Raw genomic sequence first — 12,287 nt, forward strand, 5'->3', positions numbered from 1 at the left:
CCTCCCCTCTTTATATTCAGGCGATGTGGCGGACAGTGTACCACCGAGGGCGCGCTGCGCCCTTTTCGCCGGCAAGCCGGCTTCCACATGGACCGCATTCACCTGTGGGAGCCGGCTTGCCGTGGCGACGAACCGCGACGAAAAGGCCGCAAAGCGGCCCCGACAATCTCAGCTCAAACCCAACTGCCCCCAGATCCGCCGCACCTCGCGACGCTCCTCGGCGAACTGCACCGCGTCGATCACCCCGGCCTGCTTCTGCAAGGCCTGGCGGTGCGAGGCCGAGCGGAACGCCTTGTACAGCTCGCGCAGCAGCACGGCGTCGGCGGCGGGCATCAACCCGGCCTGTTCGAGCTCTTCGAGGATACGGATGTTGTCGGTCCAGCGCAGTATGGCCGGATGGTCGTGGGACCAGGCCAAAGCGGCGTATTGCACCATAAATTCGATATCCACGATACCGCCGGCATCCTGCTTGATATCGAAGGGTTGCCCGGCATCGAAGGCATTGCCCGCCGTGCCCGCGGCGGTGGCCTTGGTGCCCAGGTTGTCGCGCATCTTGGCGCGCATCTCGCTCACTTCGGTGCGCAGCTTGTCCAGGTCACGGGGCTGGCCGAGCACCTTGGCCCGCACGCTCTCGAACGCACTCGCCACCTGTGGACAACCCACCAGCACCCGGGCCCGCACCAGGGCCTGGTGCTCCCAGGTCCAGGCCTCGTTCTGTTGGTAGCGCTCGAAGGCGCCCAGCGAGCTCACCAGCAACCCCGAGGCGCCGGACGGGCGCAAGCGCATGTCCACGTCATAGAGCTGGCCGGAGTTGGTCTGGGTGGTCAGCAGGTGGATGATGCGCTGGCCCAGGCGGGTGTAGAACTGCGCGCTGTCGATCGGCTTGGCGCCGTCGGTCTCGGCGTTCGGGTCACCGTCGTGGATGAACACCAGGTCCAGGTCCGAGCCGTGACCCAGCTCGAGGCCGCCGACCTTGCCGTAGCCAACGATGATGAAGCCAGGGTCGCATAGGCTGCCGTCGCTGCGCTTGGGCTGGCCATGGCGTGCTACGGTCTGGCGCCAGGCCAGGGCCAGCACCTGGTCGAGAATGGCCTCGGCGAGCCAGGTCAGGTAGTCGCTGACCTTCATCAACGGCAGGTTGCCACTGATCTCCGAGGCCGCCACGCGCAGGCTGTGGGCCAGCTTGAAGTGGCGCAGGGCCTCCATCTGCTGTTCCAGGTCATCCTCGGGGATACGGGTGAGCCGTTCGCGCAGCTCGGCGGCCAGCTCCGGTGCCAGCGGCGGGCTGAACAGTCGGCCTTCGTTGAGCAACTCGTCGAGCAGCAGGGGGTAGCGCGCCATCTGTTCGGCGATCCATGGGCTGGCCGCGCACAGGGTCAGCAGACGGCGCAGCGCGCCGGGGTTTTCAGTGAGCAGCACCAGGTAGGCCGAGCGGCGCGCCACCGCCTCGACCAGGGGCAGCACCCGCTCCAGCACCAGGTCCGGGTTGTCGTGCTCGACCGCCTGGGCCAGCAGCCGCGGGATGAAGGCATCCAGGCGTTCACGACCGATGCGCTGCATCGAACGCAGTGTCGGGCTGACCCGCAAGGCATTGAGCCGGCGCAGCGCCTCGGCAGGCTGGTGGAAACCGGCCTCCTGCAACTGGCGCCCGGCGGCTTCTTCATCCTGAGCCTGCTCCCACAGGGGCGACCATTCGCCACCGACTACCAGTTCGCCCTCGGCCTCATCCTCATCCGGATCGGCGATCACCTGGCGGAAATGCCAGTCGATCCGCCCACGCCAGTTCATCAGTTGGGCATGGAAACCATCCCAATCGGCAAAGCCCAGCATATAGGCGATGCGCGCGCGGTCGGTCGGGTCGTCCGGCAGCATCTGGGTCTGGCGGTCGGCGATGGCCTGGATCGCGTGCTCCGTGTAACGCAGGAACTCGTAGCCGTCGCGCAGCTCGGTGACCACCGCCGGCGGCAGGTAGCCCTGGCCCTCCAGGGTGGTCAGCACTTTCAGCAATGGCCGCTGCTGCAGGCTCAGGTCGCGCCCGCCATGGATCAGCTGGAATGCCTGGGCGATGAACTCGACCTCGCGGATGCCACCGGCCCCCAGCTTGATGTTGTCGGCCATGCCCTTGCGCCGCACTTCCTGCTGGATCAGTTGCTTCATGGTGCGCAGCGCCTCGATGGCGGAGAAGTCCAGGTAGCGCCGATAGACGAATGGCCGCAGCATCTCCTGCAACTGCGCGCCGGCCGCCTGGTCGCCGGCCACTACCCGCGCCTTGATCATGGCGTAGCGTTCCCAGTCGCGCCCCTGGTCCTGGTAGTACTGCTCCAGGGCATTGAAGCTGAGCACCAGCGCGCCTGCAGAGCCGTAAGGACGCAGGCGCATGTCGACACGGAACACGAAGCCATCGACGGTGACCGGGTCGAGCGCCTTGATCAGGCGCTGGCCGAGGCGGGTAAAGAACTCCTGGTTGTCCAGCGAGCGCTTCACGCCTTCGGTTTCACCGCCCTCGGGGAAGGCGAAGATCAGGTCGATGTCCGACGACAGGTTCAACTCCACCGCGCCCAGCTTGCCCATGCCCAGCACCACCAGGTGCTGGGGCTGGCCGCTGCGGTTGCCGATGGGTGTGCCGAACTGCTGGCAATGGCGCGGGTACAGCCATTGATAGGCTTCGTCGATGCTGGCATCGGCGAGGTCGGACAGGTCGCGGCAGGTCTCGGCCAACGCCGCCTGGCGGGTGACGTCGCGCCAGATGATGCGCAGCTGCTGGCGATTGCGCTCGCGGCGCAGGTTGCGCGCCAACTCGTCCTCGGATTGCGCGGCCTGGGCGGCGCCCTTGATGCGCGCACGCAATTCGCCTGGTGCGAAGGCACGTGCCATCTCGCCGCCGGCCAACAGGTCGAACAGCATCGCCGGCTCGCGTTGGGCCTGGGTGAGCACGAATTCGCTGGCCGCCGCCACCTGGTCGAACTGCCGACGCTGATCTTCTGTCCAGCTGCTTGTCGCCAGGCCAGGGTGCGCAACCAGTGCGTCTGCTAGGAACTGTCGATTACGAACGACCAGTGGTTGGAGAGCGGCAGGCAGATCGAGCGGCAAAGGCAGGCGCATGGTCTATCCTTGATCGGCGTGAATGAGAGGGGTTGAGGGGGTCAAGCGCAGGCTGGACCACGGTTGGACTGTCGTACAAAAGTTGGAAATAGCCGAAAAAACCGAAAGATTGGCAAAAAACATCAAGATCCACCCGTTAGCAACACAACGCCAACCAACATGAACGTTTTTCCTCACAACCCAGGGTGCGACCAAACGTCGCATTTGTGTAGTTTTACTACTACGCCCAACGTGCAAAAGCATGAAATGCGAAAGCATTTGTAGTAAAACTACACCGCGCCGGATGACTGTCCGGTAATCCAAGAATTCACGACGTCTGCCCATAAGGCCAGTCGCAAACTCAGGCCATCGATTCTGGTGGCCTTTCCGCCCTGGAGCAAGCCATGCAAGACCTCGATCCAATCGAAACCCAGGAATGGCTGGATGCCCTGGAGTCGGTCCTCGACAAAGAAGGCGAAGACCGCGCTCATTACCTGATGACCCGTATGGGCGAGCTGGCCACCCGCAGTGGCTCGCAGCTGCCGTATGCCATCACCACGCCGTACCGCAACACCATCCCTGTCACCCACGAAGCACGCATGCCCGGCGACCTGTTCATGGAACGCCGCATTCGCTCGATGGTGCGTTGGAACGCCCTGGCCATGGTCATGCGTACCAACCTGAAAGACTCGGACCTGGGCGGACACATCTCCAGCTTCGCCTCCAGCGCCACCTTGTATGACATCGGCTTCAACTACTTCTTCCAGGCCCCGACCGACGAACACGGCGGCGACCTGATCTTCTTCCAAGGCCACGCTTCCCCGGGCGTCTACGCCCGCGCCTTCATGGAAGGCCGCATCAACGAAGAACAGATGAACAACTTCCGCCAGGAAGTGGACGGCAACGGCCTGTCTTCGTACCCGCACCCATGGCTGATGCCTGACTTCTGGCAGTTCCCGACCGTTTCGATGGGTCTGGGCCCGATCCAGGCCATCTACCAGGCGCGCTTCATGAAGTACCTGGAAGCCCGTGGCTTCATCCCGGCCGGCAAGCAGAAGGTCTGGTGCTTCATGGGTGACGGCGAGTGCGACGAGCCGGAATCCCTGGGCGCGATCGCCCTGGCCGGCCGCGAGAAGCTGGACAACCTGATCTTCGTCATCAACTGCAACCTGCAGCGCCTCGACGGCCCGGTTCGCGGCAACGGCAAGATCATCCAGGAACTCGAAGGCGTGTTCCGTGGCGGTGGCTGGAACGTCAACAAGGTCGTCTGGGGCCGCTTCTGGGACCCACTGCTGGCCAAGGACACCAATGGTGCCCTGCAGCGCCGCATGGACGAAGTCATCGACGGCGAGTACCAGAACTACAAGGCCAAGGACGGCGCGTACGTCCGTGAGAACTTCTTCAACACCCCAGAGCTCAAGGCCATGGTCGAAGACCTGTCCGACGAGGAGATCTGGAAGCTCAACCGTGGCGGCCACGACCCGTACAAGGTCTACGCGGCATACCACCAGGCTGTGAACCACAAGGAGCAGCCGACCGTCATCCTGGCCAAGACCATCAAGGGTTACGGTACCGGTGCCGGCGAAGCCAAGAACACCGCGCACAATACCAAGAAGGTCGATGTCGAAAGCCTGCGTCACTTCCGTGACCGCTTCGACATCCCGGTCAAGGATGCGGACCTTGAGAACCTGCCGTTCTTCAAGCCTGAAGAAGGTTCTGCCGAAGCCAAGTACCTGGCCGAGCGTCGTGCTGCCCTGGGCGGTTTCGTGCCTCAGCGCCGCGCCAAGAGCTTCAGCGTGCCGACCCCGCCACTGGAAACGCTGAAAGCGATCCTCGACGGTTCGGGCGACCGCGAAATCTCCACCACCATGGCCTTCGTGCGCATCCTGGCGCAGCTGGTCAAGGACAAGGACATCGGCCAGCGCATCGTCCCGATCATCCCGGACGAAGCCCGTACCTTCGGTATGGAAGGCATGTTCCGCCAGCTGGGCATCTACTCGTCGGTTGGCCAGCTCTACGAGCCAGTCGATAAAGACCAGGTGATGTTCTACCGCGAAGACAAGAAGGGCCAGATTCTCGAGGAAGGCATCAACGAAGCCGGCGCCATGTCGTCGTTCATCGCTGCCGGTACCTCGTACAGCTGCCACAACCAGCCGATGCTGCCGTTCTACATCTTCTACTCGATGTTCGGCTTCCAGCGCATTGGCGACCTGGCGTGGGCCGCAGGCGACAGCCGCACCCGTGGCTTCCTGATCGGCGGTACTGCCGGCCGTACCACCCTCAACGGTGAAGGCCTGCAGCACGAAGACGGTCACAGCCACATGATGGCGGGCACCATCCCGAACTGCCGCACCTACGATCCGACCTACGGCTACGAGCTGGCGGTGATCATCCAGGACGGCATGAAGAAGATGACCGAAGAGCAACAGGACATCTTCTACTACATCACTGTGATGAACGAATCCTACCAGCAGCCAGCCATGCCGGCCGGTGTCGAGGAAGGCATCATCAAGGGCATGTACCTGCTGGAAGAAGACACCCGCGAAGCCGCGCACCACGTACAGCTGATGGGCTCCGGCACCATCCTGCGCGAAGTCCGCGAAGCCGCGAAGATCCTGCGTGAAGAGTTCAACGTCGGCGCCGACGTGTGGAGCGTCACCAGCTTCAACGAACTGCGTCGCGACGGCCTGGCCGTGGAACGCGCCAACCGCCTCAAGCCTGGCCAGAAGCCTCAGCAGACCTACGTCGAAGAGTGCCTGGCCGGTCGTAAGGGCCCGGTCATCGCCTCCACCGACTACATGAAGCTGTTCGCCGAGCAGATTCGCCAGTGGGTGCCGAGCAAAGAGTTCAAAGTCCTGGGTACCGACGGTTACGGTCGCAGCGACAGCCGCAAGAAGCTGCGTCACTTCTTCGAAGTCGACCGCCACTTCGTGGTGCTGGCTGCCCTGGAAGCCCTGGCTGACCGTGGCGAGATCGAACCCAAGGTTGTGGCTGACGCCATCGTCAAGTTCGGCATCGACCCGGACAAGCGCAACCCACTGGACTGCTGAGGAGTATTTTTAAGTGAGCGAACTCATTCGCGTACCTGACATCGGCAGCGGTGAAGGTGAAATCATCGAGCTGTTCGTCAAGGTCGGTGACCGTATCGAGGCCGACCAGAGCCTGCTGACCCTGGAGTCCGACAAGGCCTCCATGGAGATCCCGGCCCCCAAGGCCGGCGTGGTCAAGGAACTGAAGGTCAAGCTGGGCGACCGCCTGAAAGAAGGCGACGAGCTGCTGGTCCTGGAAGTCGAGGGTGCCGCTGCCGCGGCACCTGAGGCGCCTGCCGCTGCTGCTCCGGCGCCAGCTGCTGCCCCAGCGCCTGCCGCCGAAGCCGCCCCTGCTCCGGCCGCAGCCCCGGCTGCCGCCAGCGTGCAGGACATCCACGTGCCGGACATCGGCTCATCGGGCAAGGCCAAGATCATCGAAGTACTGGTCAAGGTCGGCGACACCGTCGAAGCCGACCAGTCGCTGATCACCCTGGAGTCCGACAAGGCCTCCATGGAGATCCCGTCGCCCGCCGCTGGCGTGATCGAAGCCGTGCTGTGCAAGCTGGAAGACGAAGTCGGCACCGGCGACCTGATCTTCAAGATCAAAGCCGCCGGCGCTGCCCCTGCTGCCGCGCCAGCGCCAGCCGCCGCTCCGGCCAAGGCTGAGGCTGCTCCAGCCGCGGCACCTGCCGCTGCTGCTCCGGCTGCCGCCCCCGCACCGGTCGCCACCGCGCCGGCCGCCGGCAGCAACGCCAAGGTCCATGCTGGCCCTGCCGTTCGCCAACTGGCCCGTGAATTCGGCGTCGACCTGGGTTCGGTCGCGGCTACCGGTCCGCACGGTCGCATCCTCAAAGAAGACGTGCAGGTCTACGTCAAGGCCATGATGCAGAAGGCCAAGGAAGCCCCGGCTGCCGGTGCTACCGGCGGCGCTGGCATCCCGTCGATCCCGGCTGTTGACTTCAGCAAGTTCGGTGAAGTCGAAGAAGTCGCCCTGACTCGCCTGATGCAGGTCGGTGCCGCCAACCTGCACCGCAGCTGGCTGAACGTACCGCACGTGACCCAGTTCGACTCCGCCGACATCACCGAGCTGGAAGCTTTCCGCGTTGCGCAGAAGGCCGTGGCCGAGAAGGCTGGCGTCAAGCTGACCGTGCTGCCGCTGCTGCTCAAGGCCTGCGCCTTCCTGCTCAAGGAACTGCCGGACTTCAACAGCTCGCTGGCGCCAAGCGGCAAGGCGATCATCCGCAAGAAGTACGTGCACATCGGCTTCGCCGTGGACACCCCGGACGGCCTGCTGGTCCCGGTGATCAAGAACGTCGACCAGAAGAGCCTGCTGCAACTGGCTGCCGAAGCCGCCGCCCTGGCCGAGAAAGCTCGCACCAAGAAGCTCTCGGCCGACGACATGCAAGGCGCCTGCTTCACCATCTCCAGCCTCGGCCATATTGGCGGTACCGGCTTCACGCCGATCGTCAACGCGCCGGAAGTGGCGATCCTGGGTGTCTCCAAGGCAACCATGCAGCCTGTCTGGGACGGCAAGGCCTTCCAGCCCAAGCTGATGCTGCCGCTGTCGCTTTCCTACGATCACCGAGTGATCAACGGCGCCGCCGCCGCGCGCTTCACCAAGCGCCTGGGCGACGTGCTGGGCGATATCCGCACCATGCTGCTGTAATCGCTGCACGCTGCCCCTCAAGCGAGGGGCAGCACCGTTTTCGAGCTGCCACGCTCGTACCTCAACCCCGCCAATTGGCGGGGCTTTTTTTATTGGGCCCGCTCCCACCAAGGACCTCGCTTCAGATTTCATCCTGTTGGCCGACAACCTGTTCACAGCATCCCGCATGGGCGCTTGCCAGCCCACGGGACATGATGCAACCTTGCCCGATACGCCGTGCCTCAGGCCGCGCCCCAGTTCAAGCGAGTCTTCGATGAAAAGCCAACCCGATGCCGCCAGCCGTGTGGCGGCCGAGGTCGTGACGCAGCTCCCCGTGCCCTCGCGGCTCGGCATGCTGCGTTTCGAACGGCTGAACGAAGCCAGTTGGGCGATGCTCTACCTTGATCCGGCGTGCGACCGCCAATTCGGCCTGCCCGCTGCCGAGCTCTGCGCCCTGATCGGCTCGCCCTATGCCAGCCTCATGGAGCCTCAGGCCCGCTATAAGCTGCACGACGAGATCCAGCTGCAACTGGCTCAGCGCGGCCACTACCGGGTGCACTACACCCTGCACGCCAGCCCAGCGCCACTGCGCCTGCTGGAAGTCGGCGAAAGCTACAAACAGCACAGCCGCCAACTGCTGCGTGGCTACCTGACGGTGTTCGACGATCACCCGCAAGACGCCCCCGACCTCGATGCGAACGACCTGGAATCGCGCAACAATCGCCTGCAACTGGCGCTACAGCTGAACCAGCGCGCCCAGCAGGAGCAGCTCGAGCACCTGGATCGGGTACGCGCCCAGCAGGACCTGATCCTGCGCCTGGCACGCCAGCGCTACAGCGTCGGCAACTCGCTGCTCGAAGCCGCCGAACTGATCACCCGCAGCGCCTGCGAGATCTACCGGGTCGACTGCGCCAGCATCTGGTACCTGAACGATCAGCGCCTGGAGCCGATCAGCGCCTGGTACCGCCGCGAACAACAGCACCGCATGCCCGAGGCGATCGACGCCAGCCGCTTTCCCGACTACCTCGAGGCCTTGCACGCCAGCCGCGCCATCGACGCCCACAACGCCAGCCACGACCCGCGCACCCGCGAGATGGCCGAGTCGCTGTACAGCACCGACGACAACGCGATGCTCGATGCCAGTATCCGCATCGATGGCCAGGTGGTCGGCGTGCTGTGCCTGGAGCAGACCGGCCAGCCGCGGGCCTGGCAGTCGGACGAGATCGCCTTCGCCGGCGAGCTGGCCGACCAGTTCGCCCAGGTCATCAACAACCACAACCGACGCACCGCCGCCAGCGCCCTGCACCTCTTCCAGCGGGCCGTGGAGCAGAGCGCCAGCGCCTTCCTGCTGGTCAACCGCGACGGCGTGGTGGAATACGTCAACCCCAGCTTCACGGCGATCACCCAGTACAGCACCGAGGAAGTCCAGGGCCACCACCTGGCCGAACTGCCGGCCCTGGAAAACCTCAGCGAGCTGCTGTTCGACTCGCCGTCGAGCCTGGCCATGGGCAACAGCTGGCAGGGCGAGTTCAAGAGCCGGCGCAAGAACCTCGAGCCCTACTGGGGGCAACTGTCGATCTCCAAGGTGTACGGCGACAACCGCGAGCTGACCCACTACATCGGCATCTACGAAGACGTCACCCAAAGCAAGCTGGCCCAGCAGCGCATCGAGCGCCTGGCCTACACCGACAACCTGACCAACCTGGGCAACCGCCCGGCGTTCATCCGCAACCTCGACGAGCGCTTCGCCCGCGACAGCAACAGCCCGATCTGCCTGCTGCTGGTGGACATCGACAACTTCAAGCGGATCAACGACAGCCTCGGCCACCAGACCGGCGACAAGCTGCTGATCAGCCTGGCCCGGCGCCTGCGCAACAGCCTGGCCAACGGCGGCAGCCTGGCGCGCTTCGCCAGCAACGAGTTCGCCGTGCTGCTCGACGACACCAGCCTTGATGACGGCCAGGGCGTGGCCCACCAGCTGCTGCGCACCCTCGACAAGCCGATGTTCGTCGACAACCAGCTGATCAACGTCACCGCCTCCGTGGGCCTGGCCTGCGCGCCACTGCACGGCAGCGACCCGGCCACGCTGATGAAGAACGCAGGCCTGGCCCTGCACAAGGCCAAGGCCAACGGCAAGCACCAGGTCCAGGTGTTCACCGAGGTGCTCAACGCCGAGGCCAGCTACAAGCTGTTCGTCGAGAACAACCTGCGCCGCGCCCTGACCCAGAACGAACTGGAAGTGTTCTACCAGCCCAAGCTGTGCCTGCGCAGCGGTCGCCTGCTGGGCCTGGAGGCGCTGCTGCGCTGGAACCACCCCGAGCGCGGCATGATCCGCCCCGACCAGTTCATCAGCGTGGCCGAGGAAACCGGCCTGATCATCCCCATCGGCAAGTGGGTGGTGCGCCAGGCCTGCCGCATGAGCCAGCAGCTGCGCGAAGCAGGTCTTGGCAACCTGCACGTGGCCATCAACCTGTCGCCCAAGCAGTTCTCCGACCCGGAGCTGGTCGGCTCGATCGCTGGCATCCTCAAGGAGGAAGCCTTGCCACCGCACCTGCTGGAACTGGAGCTGACCGAAGGCCTGCTGCTCGAAGCCACCGAAGACACCCACCGCCAGCTCGACGAGCTCAAGGCGCTGGGCCTGACCCTGGCCATGGACGACTTCGGCACCGGTTACTCCTCGCTGAGCTACCTGAAGAAGTTCCCGATCGACATCATCAAGATCGACCGCAGCTTCATCAACGAGATCCCCGACAACCAGGACGACATGGAGATCACCTCGGCGGTGGTGGCCATGGCCCACAACCTCAAGCTCAAGGTGGTCGCAGAAGGGATCGAGACGCCCGAGCAGCTGGCATTCCTGCGCCGCCACCGCTGCGACGTCGGCCAGGGCTACCTGTTCGACCGCCCTATTCCGGGGCGCGAGCTGAGCGAAAAACTGCGCCGCTATCCCCGTGGTCCGGTGGACTGACAGCAGCGTAAAGCTCGGGCACTATAGAAGCCATTCGGTCCCCATCGCGTGCGCCGATGCGACTTGCCCCGCGATGGGTCCAACACCTATCCCACTGAAAAAACACAGAGGAACGGCCATGGTCCTGCGTTCGGAAATCCTGGTGAACAAAAATGTCCTGCCCACCGCGGAACAGGCCCTGCCTGGCCGCGAAACCCCGATGACCCTGCCCGAGTTCCACTACGTGTTCGAAGGCACCCCGCTGCTCGGCCCGTTCTTCGAAGGCGACATCGACTTCGCCATCTTCGGCCTGGGCTGCTTCTGGGGCGCCGAGCGGCGCTTCTGGCAGCGCGAAGGCGTGGTCAGCACCGTGGTCGGCTACGCCGGCGGCTTCACCCCCAACCCGACCTATGAAGAAGTCTGCTCGGGCCTGACCGGCCACACCGAAGTGGTGCTGGTGGTGTTCGACAAGAACAAGGTCAGCTACCGCGAACTGCTGGCGATGTTCTGGGAACTGCACAACCCGACCCAGGGCATGCGCCAGGGCAACGATGTCGGCACCCAGTACCGCTCGGCGATCTACTGCACCTCGCCGCAGCAACTCGAGGAAGCCCAGGCCAGCCAGGCCGCCTTCCAGGCCGAACTGAGCAAGGCAGGCTTTGGCGAGATCACCACCGAGATCGCCCAGGCGCCGACCGTGTACTTCGCCGAGGCCTACCACCAGCAGTACCTGGCCAAGAACCCGGACGGCTACTGCGGCATCGGCGGCACCGGCGTGTGCCTGCCGCCCAGCCTGCAGGGCAACTGAGCCATGATCCTGTTCCATTCGCCGTTGTCACCGTTCGTGCGCAAGGTGATGATCGTCCTGCACGAGACCGGCCAGTTGGAGCGCGTCAGCGTGCAGGGCGTGAACATCAGCCCGCTGAACGGCGACGAGCAGCTCAACCGCGACAACCCGATCGGCAAGATCCCGGCCCTGCGCCTGGACGATGGCAGCGTGCTGCACGACAGCCGGGTGATCTGCGAATACCTCGACAGCCAGCATGTCGGCCTGCCGTTGATCCCCCGCGAGGGCTCGGCGCGCTGGCGGCGCCTGACCCTGGCCGCGCAGGCCGACGCGATCATGGATGCCTCCGTGGCCACGCGCTACGAGACCTTCCTGCGCCCGGTGGACAAGCAGTGGGACGGTTGGGTGACAGCGCAGGGCGAGAAGATCCGCCGCGGGCTGGCGAGCCTGGAGCACGAGCACCTGGCAGAGATCATCTCCGGCTTCGATATCGCCGCGATCGGTGTGGCCTGCGCCTTGGGTTATCTGGACTTGCGCCAGCCGGAGTTCGACTGGCGCGGAGAGTATCCGGGGCTGGCGGCGTGGTACGCCGAGGTCAGCCAGCGGGCGTCGATGCTGGCCACCGCACCGGCAGCCTGACCGGGCCCTATCGCGGGGCAAGTCGGGCCGCCGCATCGCCGCTCCCACGCCAAAATCTGGATCGAAACCTGGATTTGCGTGGGAGCAGGCTTGCCCCGCGATGGCCTCACCTTGGCAGTACAGGAAACAACTGCCCGATCCGCTGGGCCAACCACAGCC

Annotated in this window: 6 protein-coding genes; 5 read left to right on the plus strand and 1 reads right to left on the minus strand. The window is 64.8% G+C overall.

Annotated elements, in window-relative coordinates; translation table 11 throughout:
* Positions 1-168 precede the first annotated feature (168 nt).
* Positions 169-3,102: a bifunctional [glutamate--ammonia ligase]-adenylyl-L-tyrosine phosphorylase/[glutamate--ammonia-ligase] adenylyltransferase gene (glnE, locus tag BMY03_RS15185; RefSeq protein ID WP_094011547.1), complete on the minus strand. Its 2,934-nt coding sequence runs from the start codon at positions 3,100-3,102 to the stop codon at positions 169-171.
* A gap of 383 nt (positions 3,103-3,485) precedes the next feature.
* Here glnE and aceE point away from each other — a divergent pair, with 383 nt between their 5' ends.
* From aceE to BMY03_RS15210, 5 genes are all read left to right on the plus strand, one after another.
* The gene (aceE, locus tag BMY03_RS15190; RefSeq protein WP_023630463.1) at positions 3,486-6,131 is read left to right on the plus strand and encodes a pyruvate dehydrogenase (acetyl-transferring), homodimeric type; all 2,646 of its coding nucleotides are present in this window, start codon (positions 3,486-3,488) and stop codon (positions 6,129-6,131) included.
* 13 nt (positions 6,132-6,144) lie between these two features.
* Complete coding sequence (aceF, locus tag BMY03_RS15195) at positions 6,145-7,776, plus strand: dihydrolipoyllysine-residue acetyltransferase (RefSeq protein ID WP_094011548.1); 1,632 nt, start codon at positions 6,145-6,147, stop codon at positions 7,774-7,776.
* Between the two features lie 253 nt (positions 7,777-8,029).
* Positions 8,030-10,723, plus strand: a complete 2,694-nt coding sequence (locus BMY03_RS15200) for a putative bifunctional diguanylate cyclase/phosphodiesterase (protein ID WP_038707208.1) — start codon at positions 8,030-8,032, stop codon at positions 10,721-10,723.
* Between the two features lie 118 nt (positions 10,724-10,841).
* On the plus strand, positions 10,842-11,510 hold the full coding sequence (gene msrA, locus BMY03_RS15205; RefSeq protein ID WP_023632108.1) for a peptide-methionine (S)-S-oxide reductase MsrA: 669 nt from the start codon (positions 10,842-10,844) through the stop codon (positions 11,508-11,510).
* A 3-nt stretch (positions 11,511-11,513) separates the two neighbouring features.
* Complete coding sequence (locus BMY03_RS15210; RefSeq protein WP_038707207.1) at positions 11,514-12,128, plus strand: glutathione S-transferase; 615 nt, start codon at positions 11,514-11,516, stop codon at positions 12,126-12,128.
* The last annotated feature ends 159 nt before the right edge of the window (positions 12,129-12,287 follow it).

The organism is Pseudomonas soli, assembly GCF_900110655.1.
Lineage (GTDB): Bacteria > Pseudomonadota > Gammaproteobacteria > Pseudomonadales > Pseudomonadaceae > Aquipseudomonas > Aquipseudomonas soli.

What these genes read in the sequence shown, in the direction of transcription:
- glnE (WP_094011547.1), bottom strand. Translation starts at nt 3,102, where the DNA reads ATGCGCCTGCCTTTGCCGCTCGATCTGCCTGCCGCTCTCCAACCACTG.
- aceE (WP_023630463.1), top strand. Translation starts at nt 3,486, where the DNA reads ATGCAAGACCTCGATCCAATCGAAACCCAGGAATGGCTGGATGCCCTG.
- BMY03_RS15200 (WP_038707208.1), top strand. Translation starts at nt 8,030, where the DNA reads ATGAAAAGCCAACCCGATGCCGCCAGCCGTGTGGCGGCCGAGGTCGTG.
- msrA (WP_023632108.1), top strand. Translation starts at nt 10,842, where the DNA reads ATGGTCCTGCGTTCGGAAATCCTGGTGAACAAAAATGTCCTGCCCACC.
- BMY03_RS15210 (WP_038707207.1), top strand. Translation starts at nt 11,514, where the DNA reads ATGATCCTGTTCCATTCGCCGTTGTCACCGTTCGTGCGCAAGGTGATG.